At 69.7% G+C, this 16,893-nt stretch carries 15 protein-coding genes; 10 read left to right on the top strand and 5 right to left on the bottom strand.

The genetic code is table 11. From position 1 onward, the window contains the following. Genes SB771_RS20685 through SB771_RS20670 form a run of 4 tightly spaced genes read left to right on the top strand, consistent with a single transcriptional unit; the run spans position 1 to position 4,757 of the window. Positions 1-1,746: a carbamoyltransferase gene (locus SB771_RS20685; RefSeq protein ID WP_175661190.1), complete on the top strand. Its 1,746-nt coding sequence runs from the start codon at positions 1-3 to the stop codon at positions 1,744-1,746. Continuing rightward, complete coding sequence (locus SB771_RS20680; RefSeq protein WP_175661191.1) at positions 1,743-2,744, top strand: glycosyltransferase family 2 protein; 1,002 nt, start codon at positions 1,743-1,745, stop codon at positions 2,742-2,744. Before SB771_RS20685 ends, SB771_RS20680 begins: the two co-directional genes overlap by 4 nt. Beyond that, positions 2,741-3,817 (top strand): glycosyltransferase family 9 protein, encoded by a 1,077-nt coding sequence (locus SB771_RS20675; RefSeq protein WP_175661192.1) that lies wholly within the window; start codon positions 2,741-2,743, stop codon positions 3,815-3,817. The genes SB771_RS20680 and SB771_RS20675 overlap by 4 nt, the downstream gene beginning before the upstream one ends. Continuing rightward, positions 3,807-4,757 (top strand): glycosyltransferase, encoded by a 951-nt coding sequence (locus SB771_RS20670; RefSeq protein WP_012372698.1) that lies wholly within the window; start codon positions 3,807-3,809, stop codon positions 4,755-4,757. The genes SB771_RS20675 and SB771_RS20670 overlap by 11 nt, the downstream gene beginning before the upstream one ends. A 49-nt stretch (positions 4,758-4,806) precedes the next feature. Here the strand turns inward: SB771_RS20670 and SB771_RS20665 are convergent, their stop codons facing one another. Next, positions 4,807-5,880, bottom strand: a complete 1,074-nt coding sequence (locus tag SB771_RS20665) for a sigma-54 interaction domain-containing protein (protein ID WP_175661289.1) — start codon at positions 5,878-5,880, stop codon at positions 4,807-4,809. A 351-nt stretch (positions 5,881-6,231) separates the two neighbouring features. Here SB771_RS20665 and SB771_RS20660 point away from each other — a divergent pair, with 351 nt between their 5' ends. Beyond that, positions 6,232-7,599 carry a sigma-54-dependent transcriptional regulator gene (locus SB771_RS20660; RefSeq protein ID WP_011660547.1) on the top strand — a complete coding sequence of 456 codons (1,368 nt, stop codon included), beginning with the start codon at positions 6,232-6,234 and terminating at the stop codon, positions 7,597-7,599. Between the two features lie 17 nt (positions 7,600-7,616). On the opposite strand, the gene SB771_RS20655 is transcribed toward SB771_RS20660, so the two are convergent. Beyond that, positions 7,617-8,540 (bottom strand): glycosyltransferase family 2 protein, encoded by a 924-nt coding sequence (locus SB771_RS20655; RefSeq protein WP_175661193.1) that lies wholly within the window; start codon positions 8,538-8,540, stop codon positions 7,617-7,619. After that, complete coding sequence (locus tag SB771_RS20650; protein WP_175661194.1) at positions 8,519-9,226, bottom strand: PIG-L deacetylase family protein; 708 nt, start codon at positions 9,224-9,226, stop codon at positions 8,519-8,521. Before SB771_RS20650 ends, SB771_RS20655 begins: the two co-directional genes overlap by 22 nt. A 130-nt stretch (positions 9,227-9,356) precedes the next feature. Between SB771_RS20650 and SB771_RS20645 the strand changes: the two genes are divergently transcribed. Next, positions 9,357-11,663, top strand: a complete 2,307-nt coding sequence (locus tag SB771_RS20645; protein ID WP_175661195.1) for an ATP-binding protein — start codon at positions 9,357-9,359, stop codon at positions 11,661-11,663. 68 nt (positions 11,664-11,731) lie between these two features. On the opposite strand, the gene SB771_RS20640 is transcribed toward SB771_RS20645, so the two are convergent. Together SB771_RS20640 and SB771_RS20635 are read right to left on the bottom strand one after the other, a co-directional pair. Next, entirely contained in the window at positions 11,732-12,778 is a 1,047-nt protein-coding gene (locus tag SB771_RS20640; RefSeq protein WP_126224951.1) for a UDP-glucuronic acid decarboxylase family protein, read from the bottom strand. Beyond that, on the bottom strand, positions 12,778-14,094 hold the full coding sequence (locus SB771_RS20635) for a glycosyltransferase family 4 protein (RefSeq protein WP_175661196.1): 1,317 nt from the start codon (positions 14,092-14,094) through the stop codon (positions 12,778-12,780). The genes SB771_RS20640 and SB771_RS20635 overlap by 1 nt, the downstream gene beginning before the upstream one ends. Before the next feature lie 241 nt (positions 14,095-14,335). Between SB771_RS20635 and SB771_RS20630 the strand changes: the two genes are divergently transcribed. The 4 genes from SB771_RS20630 to SB771_RS20615 all read left to right on the top strand — a co-directional run bounded on the left by SB771_RS20630 (position 14,336) and on the right by SB771_RS20615 (position 16,800). Beyond that, the gene (locus SB771_RS20630; RefSeq protein ID WP_011660541.1) at positions 14,336-14,740 is read left to right on the top strand and encodes a BON domain-containing protein; all 405 of its coding nucleotides are present in this window, start codon (positions 14,336-14,338) and stop codon (positions 14,738-14,740) included. Positions 14,741-14,767: 27 nt separating this feature from the next. After that, on the top strand, positions 14,768-15,796 hold the full coding sequence (locus SB771_RS20625) for an SDR family oxidoreductase (protein WP_175661197.1): 1,029 nt from the start codon (positions 14,768-14,770) through the stop codon (positions 15,794-15,796). 37 nt (positions 15,797-15,833) lie between these two features. Then, complete coding sequence (locus tag SB771_RS20620; protein ID WP_175661198.1) at positions 15,834-16,133, top strand: DUF2795 domain-containing protein; 300 nt, start codon at positions 15,834-15,836, stop codon at positions 16,131-16,133. 100 nt (positions 16,134-16,233) lie between these two features. After that, entirely contained in the window at positions 16,234-16,800 is a 567-nt protein-coding gene (locus tag SB771_RS20615) for a hypothetical protein (RefSeq protein ID WP_012372689.1), read from the top strand. The last annotated feature ends 93 nt before the right edge of the window (positions 16,801-16,893 follow it).

Raw genomic sequence — 16,893 nt, 5'->3', positions numbered from 1 at the left:
ATGCCCGACTCCACTTACACGCTCGGCATCAACGCCGCCTTCCACGACAGCGCCGCGTGCCTCGTGCGCGACGGCGTCGTGCTCGCCGCGGCCGAGGAGGAACGCTTCACGCACGTGAAGCACGCGAAGCGGCCGGTGCCGTTTTCGACGTGGGAGCTGCCGTATCACGCGATCGACTACTGTCTCGCGGAAGCCGACATCACGCTGGCCGAGGTCGACCATGTCGCGTATTCGTACGATCCGTGGCTCGAACTCGATCGGCACGGCAACACGCCCGAGCTGACGCTGCCGCTGGCGCCGTCCGCGCACGCGCCGCGTGCCGACGGCGCGTCGCCGTGGCATCCGCTGTTCCTGTCGTCGATCGTGAACGCGCCGCGCCAGCTCGCGGGCGGCGCGCCGCATCATCTGCAGCGGCGCTTTCGCGGCGTCGCGCACGACGGCCCGTTTCGCTGGCACTTCATCGAACATCATCTCGCACATGAGGCCAGCGCGTTTCTCGCGGCGCCGTACGAGCACTGCGCGGTGATGACGCTGGACGGGCGCGGCGAGCGCGCGACGACGAGCTACGGCGTGTTCGACGGCCAGGCTTACCGGCGGCTCGGGCAGATCAACCTGCCGCACTCGCTCGGCCTGCTGTACGAGCACGTGACGCGCTACCTCGGCTTCCTGCATTCGTCCGACGAGTACAAAGTGATGGCGCTCGCGTCGTACGGCAAGCCGGTGCTCGCGGACGAGATGCGCAAGCTGGTGAGCTACAACGGCGAAGGCCGCTACGAGGTCGTCGAAGCCGATCTCGCCGCGCGGTTCGGCGCGCCGCGCGAGCGCGGCGGCCCGATCGAGCCGCATCACTGCGACATCGCGCATGCGCTGCAGGTGGTGCTCGAGGAAACGGTGTTGCAGGCGGTCGACTGGCTCGCCGCCGAGAGCGGCGAGAAGCAGCTCGCGATGGCGGGCGGCGTGGCGCTGAACTGCGTGATGAACGCGAAGATCCGCGATCGCGGGCCGTTCGACGACGTGTGGGTGCAGCCGGCCGCCGGCGACGCGGGCACCGCGCTCGGCGCCGCGGTGTGGACCGACTTCCGGATGCGCGGGAGGCGCGGCGACTGGCGGATGGACCATGCGTATCTCGGACCGTCGTACAGCGACGACGCGATCGAGGCGTTCCTGAAGGAGGCGCAGCTGCCGTACCGGCGGCTGGCGGACGTCGCCGCGCAGACGGCCGCGCTGCTCGCGGCGAACCGCGTGATCGGCTGGTTCCAGGGCCGCATGGAGTTCGGGCCGCGCGCGCTCGGCGCCCGCTCGATCCTCGCGTCGCCGATCGATCCGGACATGCAGCGCAAGCTGAACCGGATCAAGGATCGCGAGGACTTCCGGCCGGTCGCGCCGGTCGTGCTCGAAAGCCGTGCGCATCAGTGGTTCATCGGCGGGCGGCGCACGCCGCTGCGCGCGCCGTTCATGCTGTTCGTATACGACGTCGCGCCCGGCGCGGAAGCGAAGATTCCGGCAGTGCGCCACATCGACGGCACCGCGCGCGTGCAGACCGTCGACGAACAGCAGCATCCGCTGCTGCACGCGCTGTTGTCCGAGTTCGACGCGCTCACCGGCGTGCCGGTGCTCGTCAACACGTCGTTCAACACACGCGGCGAGCCGATCGTCTGTTCGCCGCGCGACGCGATCGAATGCTTCTGGACGTCGCCGCTCGACGCGCTCGTGATCGGTTCGTTCCTGCTGGAGAAGCCGAGATGAACATGCGCGCCACGCAACTGCCGCCGGTCGTGTCGGTCGTCGTGCCGACGTACCGGCGGCCCGACCTGCTCGAGCGCTGCCTCGACGCGCTGTGCGTGCAGGTGTTCGATCCGACGACCTACGAGATCGTCGTCGTCGACGACGACTCGGCCGGCAGCGCGCGGGCCGTCGTCGACGCCTGTCGCACGCGCGTGGCCGACGTGCCGGTGATCCGCTACATGACCGCGCCCGATACGCAGGGGCCGGCCGGAGCACGCAACGTCGGCTGGCGCAGCGCGCGCGGCGCGCTGATCGCGTTCACCGACGACGACACGATTCCCGATCCGACCTGGCTGCGCCACGGCGCGGCCGCGCTGCTGGCCGAGCCGTCGGCGGCCGCGGCGGCCGGGCGCATCGACGTGCCGCTGCGGCCGCGCCCGACCGACTACGAACGCGATGCCGCCGGCCTCGCGCACGCGGAGTTCGCGACCGCGAACTGCTTCGTGCGGCGCGCGGCGCTCGAACGCGTCGGCGGTTTCGACGAACGCTTCACGCGCGCGTGGCGCGAGGACGCCGACCTGATGTTCGCGCTGCGCGAGCATGCGGGGCCGATCGTCGAGGTCGACGCCGCGCGGATCGTGCATCCGGTGCGCCCCGCGCGCTGGGGCGCGAGCATCGGCCAGCAGTCGAAGGTGTATTTCGACGCGCTGCTGTACAAGAAGCATCGCGCGACCTACCGGCGTCATATCCGGCCGATGCCGCCGTGGAACTACTACGCGGCCGTGCTGTTCGCGCTCGGCGCGATCGGCTGTTTCGCGGCCGGCTGGCGCACGGCGGGCATCGCGTGCGCGCTCGCGTGGGCCGCGATCACCGCCGCGTTCTGCGCGAAGCGGCTGCGCGGCACGCGGCTCACGCCGTCGCATGTCGCCGAGATGATCGTCACGTCGATCGCGATTCCGCCCGTGTCGCTGTACTGGCGCATGCGCGGCGCGCTTCACTTCCGGGTGTTCTTCCTATGATGTTCGATTCCGCTTCATCGTCCGGCCCGAGCCGCATCGCGGTATTTCGCGCGCTGCAGCTCGGCGACATGCTGTGCGCGGTGCCGGCGCTGCGCGCGCTGCGGCGCGGCGAGCCCGATGCGCGCATCACGCTGATCGGGTTGCCGTGGGCGCGCGAATTCGCGTCGCGCTTCTCCGACTACATCGACAACTTCATCGCGTTTCCCGGCGCGCCGGGCCTCGGTGAGCAGCCGGAAGCCGACGCAGCCGCGCGCGAGGCGTTCGTCGCGGAATGCCGTGCGCGCGACTTCGATCTCGCGATCCAGCTGCACGGCAGCGGTGTGCAGACCAACGCGATCGTCGCGTCGCTCGGCGCGACGCGCACCGCCGGCTTCGTGCCGGCCGACGGCGGCACGACGGCGCTCGACTGTCAGGTCCCGTGGCGTGACGGCGAGCCCGAGGTCACGCACTGCCTGTCGCTCACGCGCAAGCTCGGCTATCCGGACTGGGGCGATTACCTCGAATTCCCGCTCGGCGGCCTCGACTACGCGCTCTGGCATGTGCTGTGCGAAGAACACGCGCTCGATCCGGGCCGCTACGTGATCGTCCATCCGGGCGCGCGGATGGCGTCGCGGCGCTGGCCGGTCGAGCGTTTCGCGAGCGCCGCGCGGCAGCTCGCGTCCGAAGGCTGGCAGATCGTGCTGACCGGCACGCGCGCGGAAATCGCGCTCGCCGCCGCATTCGCCGAGCAGCTCGGGCGGCCGTGCGTGAACCTGTGCGGACGCACGCCGCTCGGCGCGCTGGCCGCGCTGATCGGTCGCGCGCGGCTGCTGCTGTGCAACGACACGGGCGTGTCGCATGTCGCGGCGGCGCTCGGCACGCCGAGCATTGTCGTCGCGTGCGGCAGCGATACGGCCCGCTGGGCGCCGCTCGATGCCGACCGTCATCGCGTGATCGCGAACTACCCGGCTTGCCGGCCGTGCATGTTCGACACCTGCCCGTACGGGCACGAATGCGCGAGCGCGATCGGCGTCGACGACGTGATGGTACGGGCGGGCGAACTGCTCGCGGAGGAGAGACGTCATGTCACGTAAGCGGTTGCGCGTGCTGACCTGGCACGTGCATGGCAACTATCTGTATTACCTGTCGCAGGCGCCGCACGATTTCTACCTCGTGACGAAGCCGCAGCATCCGCCCGGCTATGCGGGGCGGGTCGGGCATCTGCCGTGGGGCGACAACGTGCACGAGGTGAGCGTCGAATGCGTGCGCGACACCGAGTTCGACTGCGTGCTGTACCAGCATCACCGGCACTACGAGCAAGACCGGCTGCGATTGCTGAGCGACGCGCAGCGTGCGTTGCCCGCGCTGTTCGTCGAGCACGATCCGCCGCGCGAGCATCCGACCGACACGCTGCATCCGGTGCAGGACCCGAACATGTTGCTGGTGCACGTGACGCCGTTCAACGCGCTGATGTGGGACAACGGCGTCACGCCGACGCGCGTGATCGAGCATGGCGTGCTGCTGCCGGACGGCATCGAGTATCGCGGCACGCTGCCGAAGGGCGTGACGGTCGTGAACAACCTCGCGCGGCGCGGGCGGCGGCTCGGCGCGGACCTGTTCGAGGTCGTGCGCCACAGCGTGCCGCTCGATCTGGTCGGGATGGGCTCGACCGACCTCGGCGGCATCGGGGAAGTGCCGAACCCGGCGCTGCCGCAGTTCCTGTCGCACTACCGGTTCTTCTTCAATCCGATCCGCTACACGAGCCTCGGGCTCGCGGTGATCGAGGCGATGATGATCGGGCTGCCGATCGTCGCGCTCGCGACGACCGAGATGGCGCAGCTCGTGAAGAGCGGTTCCAACGGTGTCGCGGATACGCGGCCCGACGTGCTGATCGATGCGATGCGCATGCTGATCCGCGATCCGGAACTCGCGCGCGAGTGGGGCGCGGCGGCGAAGCGCGACGCGTGCGAGCGGTTCGGCATCGAGCGCTTCGCGCGCGACTGGGACAACGCATTGCGCGACGTTGCGTCGTAGCGTGAGCGGGGCCGTGATCGACGCGATGCAGCCCTTGAAACGGGCGCGCTTATGCGCTCGACGGGCTCGCCGGCGAGGGCGCGCTCGCGGCGCTGCTGGTGCTGCTGCCGCTCGTGCCGGTGGCGCTGCTACTTGTGCCCGACGTCGACGCGGCGGTGCCGTTCGTCGCGTTGCGCTCGTGTTCGGGCAACAGCGCGAGGCGGTTGTACAGCGTCTTCAGGCTGATGCCGAGCGCCTTCGCGGTGCGCGGCTTGTCGCCGTTGAAGTGACGCAGCGACGCGACGATGAAGCGCTGCTGCGTATGCGCGAGCGTCGTGCCGATATGCAGCGTCATCGCGTTGTGGCGCACTTCCTCGCGCGGCGGCAGGCGGCGTGGCAGCTGGAGTTCGATCTGGTCGTCCGCGAGGATGAACGCACGCTCCAGCGCGTTGCGCAACTCGCGCACGTTGCCGGGCCACGTGTATGCGCGCAGCGCCTTCATCGCCTGCATCGACAGGCGCTTGCGCGTGCGGTGCCGCGCGTTCAGCCGCTCGACGATCTGCAGCGCGATGTCGCCGACGTCGTCCTCGCGCTGCCGCAGCGCGGGCACATGCAGCGCGATCGTCGCGATCCGGTAGAACAGGTCCTCGCGCAGCCGGCCGCTGCGCACGGCCTCGACCGGATCGTGATGGGTGGCCGCGACGATCCGCACATCGAGCGGAATCGCTTCGTGGCCGCCGACCCGCACGATCGTGTTCGATTCGAGCGTGCGCAGCAGTTTCACCTGCAATTCCGCGGGCATTTCCGCGATTTCGTCGAGAAACAGCGTGCCGCCGCGCGCGGCTTCGAACATGCCCACATGTTGTGCAACGGCGCCCGTGAAGCTGCCTTTTTCATGTCCGAACAAATGGGACTCCGCGATGTCTTTCGGAATCGCACCGCAGTTGACGGGCACGAACGGGCCGCGCCGGCGCGGGCTCATGTCGTGGATGAGTCGCGCGACGATGTCCTTGCCGGCACCGCTTTCGCCGACCACGAGCACACTCACGCGCGTTGCGGCCACGCGCGAAATTTTCAGCAGCAGGTCCTGGATTGTTCGCGAACGGCCGAACAGCCGCGTGCCGTCATCGTCGGATTTCGACATGAGTGTTATCGCATTGGGAAGTTTTGACCGAAGCCGCCGAGACAAGGTGAAAAAATGACGTGGCATCCGCCGTTTTCACGTAGAAAGCATACCTCTTATGCGCGAGACCGCAGATTGAATCTGGCAATGCGACCGTCGCGGGCGGATAGATTTATTCGATGAGCGGCGAATGCATGACACGCCTCTTCTATACTGCTAAACAGTCGTTTGTCATGGCAGGACAACTTGTCTGCTTGTTCGTATGCGGTGCGATGGATTGCCTGTTGCCGGATGCCCGGCGTCGTACCCCGCATCGCATGCCCGCCGCGGTTTCGGCCGATGTTCGAGCCGGCCGCATCACAAGGAGCTTCGATGCCTTATGTCCTGATTGTCGAAGACGACGCCGACACGCGCGCGATGCTCGCGGCACTTGCGCAGTCGCAGCAGCTTGCATGCGACACGGCCGCGACGCTCGAAGAAGCGCGCACGCTCGTCTCGACGAATACCCCCGATCTGGTGCTGTGCGACCTCGTGCTGCCGGACGGCAACGGAATGGATCTGTTCGACGCATTGCCCAAGCGCGGGCATTGCGAAATGGTGCTGACCACCGGTCACGCGAGCCTCGAAACCGCGATCGACGCATTGCGGCGCGGCGCGTCCGACTACCTGGTGAAGCCGCTCAACATGCAGCGGCTGAACAGCATCTTCGCGCGCGTGCCGCGCACCACCGCGCTGCATGAGGAAATCGCCGAGCTGCGCTCCGAGCTGCAACGCCTCGGCCGCTTCGGCCGGATGCTCGGCAGCTCGCCCGCGATGCAGGCCGTCTATGACGCGATCGGCCGCGTCGCGCGTACCGAAGCGTCGGTGCTGCTGACCGGCGAATCAGGCACCGGCAAGGAGCTCGCCGCGCAAACCGTGCACGACCTGAGCCTGCGCCGCCGCGGCCCGTTCCTCGCGGTGAACTGCGGCGCGATCGCCGCGAACCTGGTGGAGAGCGAAATGTTCGGCCACGACCGCGGCAGCTTCACCGGCGCGGAGCGGCAGCACAAGGGCTTCTTCGAGCGCGCGGACGGCGGCACGCTGTTCCTCGACGAAATCACCGAGATGCCGGTCGAATCGCAGGTCAAGCTGCTGCGCGTGCTCGAAACCGGGCGGCTCACGCGGCTCGGCTCGACGCGCGAGATCGACGTCGACGTGCGCATCGTCGCCGCGACCAACCGCGATCCGGAAGCCGCGATGGCGGACGGCAAGCTGCGGCCCGACCTGTATCACCGGATCAACGTGTTTCCGATCCCGCTGCCGTCGCTCAGGGAGCGCGGCGACGATATCCCGATGCTCGCCGACGCGTTCCTGCAACGCTACAACGAGGAAAGCGGCCGCAACCTGCGCTTCGCGCCGGCCGCGCGCGAGGCATTGAAGTCGTACGCATGGCCCGGCAACGTGCGCGAGCTGCGCAACTTCGTGCAGCGCGCGAGCATCTTCAGCGACGCCGACGTGATCGACACGCTGCCGCCGCCGATCATGGACGAACTGTCGAGCATGGTCGAGTCGCACGAAGATCGCGTGACGGTGCCGTTCGGCACGCCGCTCGAGGAAGTCGACCGCAAGCTGATCCTCGGCACGATCGCACAATGCGGCGGCGTGAAGGCGCAGGCCGCCGAGGTGCTCGACGTCAGCCTGAAAACGATTTACAACCGGCTCGCCCAATTGGAAGACGAAACGGAAAAGCCGGACTCCTGATGCGCCGAGCGCTGCGGTCATGCGCGTGCGCGCGTGCGGCGGCGCTCGGCGTCGTCCACGCGGCGGCGCATGCGCTCGACCTCCGGCGGAATCGCATGCCGCTCGCGCAGGATCCACGGCAGCCCAGCGAGCGCAGGCGTGACGCCGCGTTCCCGCCACAGGCGCGGCAGCATGCGCAGCGTATGCGCGAGCGCGGCGCCGGCCGGCCATCGGAGCCATGCGGTCCATACCGCGTTGCGGGTCGACACGCTCGCGCGCGCGTGCACGTCGCGCTGCTTCGAAGGGTAATGATGGACCGTCAAGTGCGGTGCATACACGAGCCACGCGCCCGCACGGTACAGGTCGAGCGCGAGCAGCGCTTCCTCACCGCCGAGGAAGTAGCGCGGGTGATAGCCGCCGGCCTTCATGAACGCGTCGCGCCGGAATGCGGTCGCGCCGGCCAGCAACCCGAGGATCGGGCGGCCCGGCAGCGCGACGCTCGCATCCAGCGGGCTGTCGGCCATCAGCCGGCAGGTCGGGTCTTCGCGCTGTTCCGGGCCGACCAGCACGCGTGCGGTGACGGCCGCGACATGCGGATACGCATCGAGCAGGTTCGCGGCTTCGGCGAGCGAGCCCGGCGCCCACCAGGTGTCGTCGTCGCAGAACGCGACGTGGCGCGTGCGCGCGACGGCCACGCCGAGATTGCGGCCGGCCGCACCGAGATTGGCCGGCGCATGCACGAGCGCCACGTGCGGGAAGCGGTCGCGCACGAGCGCGGCGGTATCGTCGTCCGAGCCGTTGTCGACGACGACGATCGCGGGCCGGTCCGGCAAGTCGGACAGCCGCGCGAGCGTGCGCGCGAGTTCCGCCGCGCGCCGGTACGTCAGCACGACCGCGGTCACGCGCGCTTCGCGCGGCGGCAGCGCGACGCGCGGCGGCGTTACGCGGACACGTTGTCGCATTCGAGCCGCCAGTACGTTTCGGGTTCACGGAGATCGGCGCGCATATGAGGCTCGAACAGCGCAATCTGGCTCGCATACGCGTCCACCGCGGCGGCCTTCGCTGCCGCGCCGTCGGTGCGATTGCCCGCCGGCGGGCCGACCGGATGGCCGATCCAGCCATGCTCGCGCCAGTCGATCACGCGCTTCGCCATCAAGCCGTCGATCCGCCGATACGGCACATCCTCGTAGAAGCGCCAGACGCGCGCCGCGTCGCCCGAGCGGCTGTTCTCGCGCAGCAGCGTCAGCACCGCCTGCTGCACCTGGATGTGATCGCGGTGAAACAGGCCGGCCGGCGCGAGCACGCCGAAGCCCGGGTGCGCGTCGATCGTGTCGGCCAGGCGCGCGGCGATCGCCGTCGACGCGGCCCGCGTGCCGTACTGATCGTCGAGGAAGTCGAGCCATACCGGCTGCGCGCCGAGCATCGCGAGCGCGCAGCGGTCTTCGTCGCGGCGGCTGCGCACAGCTTCGTCGGCGGTGCGAAAGCCGGCCCGGCGATCCCATGGCGGCGCGTCCGATCCGCGCGCGGGAATCCCGGCGAAGACGGTGACGACTACCGAGCCCGGCGCCTGCGCGAGCAACTGCCCGCAACTGAAGACGGCATCGTCGAGATGCGGCGAGATGACGAGCCAGCGTGTCGGAGCGGTCATGTTTTCAAAGTCTCCCTGGTATCCGATGTAAGCGGCCGAGCGGGCCGGAGGGCATGCGGACAAGCAGGCGGCATGCCCGTGTGTTCGCCCGTTGCCGGGTGCCGTCGAGCTTCCGGCAGGAGCGTGTCCGATGAGTGAAATTGCACGGCCGCAGGCCGGAAATTACGCAACCGCCGTGATGCTCGTCGCGACCGCGACCGTGCTGCAAACGCTGGCGATCCGCTTCGGCGGCGTGAACCTGCCGCTGATCCTGTACTACCCGTTGCTCGCCGGCGCCGCATGGGCGACGTCGTTCCTGTTCGGAATCCTGTCGACCGTGCTCAGCGGGCTGCTGGTCTGGACGCTGTTCCTGTCCGATGCATCCGCGTATACCGGGCCGTTGCCCGACCGCCTCGTGCGGCTCGGCATCTTCATGCTGGTCGGCGTGCTGGTGTGCGCGATCGCGGCGAGGCTGCGGCACGCACGGGTCACGAACCATCTGGCATACCGGCGCGAGGCCGCCGCGCGGCGGCAACTCGACGCCGTGCTGCAGGCGTTGCCGGAGGGCGTGATCGCGACCGATGCGCAAGGCCGCATAACCTACGTGAACGCGGCGGCGATCGCGCTGGCCGGCGGCGCGCTCGACGATGCGACGGGCCGCCCGGTGCGCGACGTACTGCACGTGTTCGATCGCGACGACCGGCGCGTGCAGCCGACGCCGCTCGAGCGCGCGCTCGCCGGTGCGCATGCGCTGTCCGACCGGCACTGGCTGCACGGCGCCGACGGCAGCCCGCCGGTGCCGATCGTCGAGGCCGCGTCGCCGATCGTCGACGCGCACGGCAACCTCGACGGCGCGGTGCTGTTGCTGCGCGATGCGGGCACGGAGCGCGCGTTGGCGGAGGTGTCGCGCCTGCAGCGCGCGGTGGTCGATGCGTCGCCGGACGCGATCGTCGGGATCGACCGCGAGGGCCGCATCGTCAGCTGGAATCCGGCCGCGCAGCGGATCTTCGGTTATGACGAAGCCGACGCGCGCGGACGCCCGCTCGAAACGCTGGTCGCGATGCGCTGGCTGCGGCGCAATCCGCTCGCCGATTCGTTCGACGCGATGCGCGAAGCGGTCGGCCCGCTCGAATTGCTGTGCGTGCGCCGCGACGGCCGGCGTTTTCGCGCAACGGTGTCCGCGGGCCCCGTGCGCGGCGACGCGCGCAGCTGCGTCGCGCTGTCGCTGACACTGCGCGAAACCGGCGCGCAGCGCCGGCGCGACCTGCGCACGCAGCGCTCGCTGCAGGGCGCACGCGACGCGCGCGACCGGGCCGATACGTCGAATCGTCTGAAGGACGAATTGCTCGCGACCGTGTCGCACGAACTGCGCACGCCGCTGAACGTGATCTACGGCTGGATCGAGGTGCTGCGCAATACGCGCGACGACGCGCTGGAGCAGCAGGCGATCGATGCGATCGACCGCAGCGCGCGTTCGCTGACGCGCATGGTGGGCGACATCCTCGACGCGTCGTCGCTCGCGACCGGCAAGCTGCGGATCGATCCGATGCCGGTCGACGTGGTGCGGCTCTTCTCCGATACGGTCGGTGCGTTCCAGACGGCCGCGTCGTCGGCCGGCATCGTGCTCGAGTTCGAGTGCGCGGCGAGCGCGTGCGTGGTGTCGGGCGACGCGGAACGCCTGCGGCAGATGCTCGCGAATCTCGTATCGAACGCACTGAAATTCACGCCGGGCGGCGGCGCGGTGACGGTCACGCTGTCGCGCGACGACGCGCACGCGGTGCTGGTCGTCGCGGACACCGGGCAGGGCATTCCGCCCGCGTTCATTCCCCATGTATTCGACATGTTCCGCCGCGCGGACGATTCGCCGGCGTCGCCGCGGCGCGGGCTCGGGCTCGGCCTGTCGATCGTGCGCCACATCGCCGGGCTGCACGGCGGCCAGGTGCGGGTCGAAAGCGCGGGCCGCAATCGCGGCGCGACCTTCACGGTGACGCTGCCGGCCGGCTGGCAGCCGACGGGCGCGATGGCGTGGGGCATCGCGCAGGCCGATGGCCGGCGCGAGCGGCTGATGCTCGATGCGCAGCGCATCCTCATCGTCGACGACGACGCGACCACGCGCGCGAGCCTGACGGCCGCGCTGACGACGCTCGGCGCGGCCGTGTCGATCGCGTCCTCGGGCCGCGAAGCGCTCGCGGTAGTCGCCAATATTCAGCCAACCGTCGTGCTGTCCGATCTCGCGATGCCCGACGGTGACGGCTTCTGGCTGCTCGACGCGTTGCGGCACGGCCGTGCGCACGGCGCGACGCGGCGCGACCTGCGCGTGCTGGCCGTCACGGCGCACGCGGGCCCCGCCGACGAACGGCGCGCGCTCGAAGCGGGGTTCGACGGCTTTCTGTGCAAGCCGGTCGACGTGCGCGAACTGGCGCACAAGATCGCGGACGTGACGCAGCGCGACGGCTGATGCGTGGTGCGCATCGGCCGTCGCGGCAGCGCGAGCGGTAACGTCGGTTCAACTCATCGTATCGATCCTCAGGTCGCCGCCGCCGGCCGGTTTTGCGTGCTGATCTGCGCGAGCATGTGCGACGCGATCTGCGTGCTGCGCACGAGATCGCCCGGCTCGTGATGGATCGCCTGCCGATGGATGAAATACCGCGCGGTATGCGCGAGCCCGGTCGCGAGCGGCGTCGTCGCGCGCCAGCCGAGGCGCCGGTGCGCGACCTCGAGATCGGGCCGCCGCTGGCGCGGATCGTCGGACGGCAGCGGGCGGAACTCGATCGGGACCGTCGCGCCGACGATCCTCACCACCTCGCGCGCGATATCGATCATCGCGATCTCGTCGTCGCTGCCGAGGTTCACCGGTTCGCACGCGTCGCCGGGCTCGTTCATCAGACGGATCAGCGCGTCGACCATGTCGTCGACATAGCAGAACGAGCGCGTCTGCCGGCCGTCGCCGTAGACGGTCAGCGGTTCGCCGGCCAGCGCCTGCGTGATGAAGTTCGACACGACGCGCCCGTCGGCCGGATGCATGCGCGGCCCGTACGTATTGAAGATGCGTGCGATCCGCACGTCGACGCCGTACTGCCGGTGATAGTCCATGAACAGCGTTTCCGCGCAGCGCTTGCCTTCGTCGTAGCACGCGCGCACGCCGATCGGGTTCACGCGGCCGCAGTAGTGCTCGTCCTGCGGGTGCACGTCGGGGTCGCCGTACACCTCGCTGGTCGACGCCTGCAGGATGCGCGCCTTCACGCGCTTCGCGAGGCCGAGCAGGTTGATCGCGCCGTGCACGCTGGTCTTGGTCGTCTGTACCGGATCGCGCTGGTAGTGCACCGGCGACGCGGGGCACGCGAGGTTGTAGATCTCGTCGACCTCGACGTACAGCGGAAACGTCACGTCGTGGCGCATCAGCTCGAAGTTCGGCGCGTCGAGCAGGTGCGCGATGTTGTCCTTCGTCCCCGTATAGAAATTGTCGACGCACAGCACGTCGTGCCCGGACGTCACGAGGCGTTCGCACAGATGCGAACCGAGAAAGCCGGCGCCGCCGGTAACGAGTACGCGTTTGCGATCGTAGCCCTTCATCATGCATTCTCCTTGCGGTTCGCGAGGACGGCCGGCGTGGCGGCGACGGGGGTGCGCCGGCTGCTGGCCGCCGTGCCGGCGCGCTGCGGATGCGCGACGCCGCGGTAGATGTCGACGAGGCGATCGGCCACGCCGCGCCACGTATAGAAGCGGTGCGCGCGCAGATAGCCGGCGCGGCCGAGCGCGTCGCACAGGTCGGGGCGCGCGCGCAGCTGCACGAGCCGCTGGGCGAGCGCGGCCGGATCGCGCGGCGGCACCAGGTAGCCGGTGACGCCGTCGTCCACCGTGGTGCGGATGCCGCCGACATCGCTGCCGATCACCGGCGCCGCGCAGGCCATCGCCTCGACCGGCGTGATGCCGAACGGCTCGTACCACGGCGTCGTCACGAACACGTCGGCCGCGCTGTAGTACAGGTGCAGCACGTCGCGCTCGCGCCGGCCGACGAAGATCACGCGCTCCGCGATGCCGGTGTCGTGCGCGAGCGCGGCGAGCCGCGCGAGTTCCGGATCGCGGGCCGGATCGGGCGTCGCGTGGCTGCCGCCGACGATATAGAGCCGCGTCGGCCGCTGCGGGTCGCGCGGCATCCGCGCGAGCGCGTCGATCACGGTGTCGATCCCCTTGCGCGGCACGAGCCGCCCGAGCTGCAGCACGACGAACGCGTGCTGCGGCCAGCCGAGTTGCGCGCGCGCGTCGGCGCGCGGCACCGGCCGGAATTCGCGCGCATCGAACCCGCACGGCACGATCTCGATGCGCGCGGCGTCCGCGTGATAGTGCGTGGTCAGATCCAACGCATCCTGCGGGCATTCGGCGATCAACCGGTCGGAGCGGCGCGCGAGCGTGTCCTCGATCGCGAAGCGTTCATCGGGAAAGCCGTCGGCCGCGCCCTGATGCAGCCGCCGCACGCGCCCGAGCGCATGGAAGGTCGTGACGAGCGGAATGCCGAGGCGCTTCTTCACGCGCAGCGCGGCCTCGCCCGACATGAAGAAGTTCGCGTGCATCACGTCGACCGGATCGGCTTCGCGCCGCATGCGCGCGATCATGTAGTCGGCGAACGCACCCATGTACGGCAGCAGCCGCTCCTTCGGCACGTCGACCGGCGGGCCGGCCGGCACGTGGATCACGCGCATGCGCGGGCCGATCTCCACGACTTCCGGCAGGTGCGCATTGTCGCAACGCGTGTAGACGTCCACGTCGAGGCCGCGCTCGGCCAGTTGCTTCGCGATGTTCGCGACGTAGATGTTCTGTCCGCCTGCATCCACCCCGCCGATCCCCCCCAGCGGCGACGCATGTTCACTGATCAACGCAATTCTCTGCATGGTGTTGCTCCGGTGGTCAGGGCCGCGCCGACGGGCCCCGTTGCGTCCCGATTCGGCAATCGGCATGCCCGGGGTTTTGCGCGCGAAACCCCCCGCCGGTACGCCGAAAAAATTACAACGCGTTGGATGAAAGGGCGTCTGATCGGCGTGTTGCACGCCCATCCGGCGGACAGCGCGCGGCACGCGATTTGCGCCGTGTCGATACCCGCCGGCCATGCCGGCCCCACGAAAGGAGGTCACGATGAAGGTATTCCCGCTGCAAGCCCGCGCACCGCGCTTTCGCCGTCGTCCGGCGACGCGCCTCGGCATGGCGGTCGCGATCGCCGCGGCCGTCGCGTGCACGGCCGTCGCGCCGAACGTGTTCGCCGCCGGCGACGACGGCGCATCGTCATCCATGTCGTCGTCGACGCATACGAGCACCGGCGCGAAGATCCGCGACGCGACCATCACGACCAAGGCCAAGGCCGAGCTGGTCGGCACGAGCGGCCTGTCGGCCGGCGACATCCACGTGAAGACGCGTCACGGCATCGTGATGCTCACCGGCAGCGTGCCGGACGAACAGCAGCGCACGCAGGCGGTGAGTGTCGTCAAGCAGATCGAGGGCGTGCAGGACGTGCGCGACCAGTTGACCATCCGCCCGAAATAACCGCGGCCCCGTGAAAGGAGTCCACTGATGAAGTGCATGCTCAAACCGGTCGGCGAGCAGACGATCGTGATCACGGGCGCCACGAGCGGCATCGGCCTCGTCACCGCGCGCAAGGCGGCACGGCGCGGGGCGAAGCTGGTGCTGTTCGCGCGCAACGAGGACGCGCTGAACACGCTGTGCGAGGAAATTCGCCAGCATGGCGGCCTCGCGGTGCCGGTCGCCGGCGACGTCGGCAATGTCGAGGATCTGCAGCGCGCAGCCGCGAAGGCGGCCGATACCTACGGCGGCTTCGACACGTGGGTCAACAACGCGGGCGTGTCGATCTTCGGCACGGCGGCCGCGGTGCCGCTCGAGGATCAGCGCCGGCTGTTCGACACCAACTACTGGGGCGTCGTGCATGGCTCGCTCGTCGCTTCGGATCATTTCCGCCGCAAGAACGATTTCCACGGCGGCGCGATCATCAACATGGGCAGCGAGGCATCCGACGCGCCGCTGCCGCTGCAAAGCGCGTACACCGCATCGAAGCACGCGGTGAAGGGCTTCACCGATTCGCTGCGGCTCGAGCTGGAGTCGGATCACCTGCCGGTGTCCGTCACGCTGATCAAGCCGGCCGCGATCGACACGATGTTCGTGATGCACGCGAAGAACTACATGAACGTCGAGGCGAAGCTGCCGCCGCCGATCTATGACCCGGACCTGGTCGCCGACGCGATCCTGTTCGCGGCCGCGCATCCGCGCCGCACGCTGTTCGTCGGCGGCGCCGCGAAGTTTACGTCGGCCAGCGCATACCACGCGCCGCGGCTGTTCGATCGCGTCGCGGCCACGCTGTTCTCGCGCGGCCAGCGCACGGTGCGCCCGGCGCGCCCGCGCGACGACAACGCGCTGTACGAGTCGCGCCACGTGTTGCACGAGCGCGAAGGGATGGAGGGTCACGTGCTGCGCGGCTGCGCGTACAACGCGGTGGTGCAGCGGCCGAAGGTCGCCGGCGCGATCGCGCTGGGCGCGGCGGCGCTGGCGGTTGCCGCATTGGCGCGCGCGCGCCGCGCGCCGACCTGATCGCGCCTTTCCGTTATTTCATCTGAAGGAGGTTTTCATGTCATCCCGACAACATACGGGCCACGAGTACAGCCACTCGCGCGCGCACGAAGGCGAGCGGGTGCAGCAGGACCACGACAAAGGCGGCCATCAAACCGGCCACGGCAAGGCGCCCAGCCCCGTCGACGTGCAGAAGGCGCTGAAGGGGATGGACTATCCGGCCAGCAAGTCGGACATCGTCGAGTGCGCGGAACGCTCGAATGCGGATCCGGGCGTGCTCGACATTCTGCGGCAGATCCCCGATCGCGAATACGGCACACCCGCGTCGGTCTCGAAGGAACTCGGCCGGCTGATGTGAGCGCTGCCGCGTCACGCCGTGCGCGCTGTCGCGTGCACGGCGCGTCACCATCACCATCACCATTACCGTCACCGTCACCGTCACGAGGAGGAGCATGAGCATGGCGATGATCGTCGCAGGCCGCTTCACGACGTTCGATGAAGCGGAAGGTGGGGCGCGCCACCTGTACGAGCGCGCGTTCGGCCCGGACGACGTGTCGATCTTCTTCCTGAACCCGGGCGGCCAGCACGCGCGCTTTCCGATCGGCGGCGACGTGTATGCCGATACGGCCGCGAAGCCGGGCGGGCGCGGCGCAATGGTCGGCGCGCTGCGCGGGCTGGCGATCGGCGCGGTCGTCGGGATGATCGTCTATGCGATCGGCGTGCACTACTGGTTCGTGCCGGCCGCGGGCGCGCTCGCCGGCGCGTATCTCGGCGCCTTCGGCGGCGCGCTCGGCCGGATGCGCGGCCAGCAGGCCGAAGGCAAGGGCACGCTCGCGCACACCGAAACCGGCGTGATCCTGGCCGCGCGCGTGACGGCGACGACCGCCGCCGCCGCGGAGGACGTGCTGCGCGCGACCGGCGCGCAATCGATCGAGCGCGTCGAAGGCGACTGGCAGGACGGCCAGTGGCGCGACTTCGATCCGGTGCGCCGCCCGGACGGCACCACGCAGGGCGCGCCGCATTGAGCAGGTCGTTTCTGCACGTGCTTGCAATGCGGTGTGACGCTCGGGCCCTGTCACCCTGCACGGGCCGGCGTGCCGGACGTGGCACGCCGATTG

The organism is Burkholderia sp. SIMBA_051 (genome assembly GCF_046534915.1).
Lineage (GTDB): Bacteria > Pseudomonadota > Gammaproteobacteria > Burkholderiales > Burkholderiaceae > Burkholderia > Burkholderia ambifaria.
The sequence above is the reverse complement of the archived record's forward strand: the minus strand, read 5'-3'. Positions and strand labels throughout refer to the sequence as shown.